Source organism: Mucilaginibacter phyllosphaerae, assembly GCF_004378255.1.
In the GTDB taxonomy this organism is placed as follows: Bacteria; Bacteroidota; Bacteroidia; order Sphingobacteriales; family Sphingobacteriaceae; genus Mucilaginibacter; species Mucilaginibacter phyllosphaerae.
The window spans coordinates 1-310 of the sequence record NZ_SNQG01000022.1 but is presented as its reverse complement, the minus strand read 5'-3'; the positions used below and the strand labels follow the sequence as shown (position 1 = coordinate 310).

The 310-nt window shown below is 57.7% G+C and carries 1 protein-coding gene; it reads left to right on the top strand.

Translation table 11 applies throughout. The annotated features are described in order from the left end of the window. A partial coding sequence (locus tag E2R65_RS19690) for a hypothetical protein (protein ID WP_204986341.1) occupies window positions 1-310 on the top strand: 310 nt, incomplete at both ends.

Here is a 310-nt window from a genome sequence, read left to right as displayed (position 1 = left end):
CTGGTAAAAAGAAGGGCGGCAAGAAGAACGGTGGTAAGAAGAACGGCAGACGTGACCTTGAGGAGGCCGATACCGAGGCCGACGAGGAGCACGATCTCGAAACCCGCTCACCCCACCATGCCGGCAAAGGCACCGGCAAGAAGAAGGGCGGCAAAAAGAACGGCGGCAAGAAGAACGGCAGACGTGATCTTGACGAGGTTGATGCCGATGAAGAGGAGCACGATCTCGAAACCCGCTCACCTCATCATGCCGGCAAAGGCACCGGCAAGAAGAAGGGCGGCAAGAAGAACGGTGGTAAGAAGAACGGCAG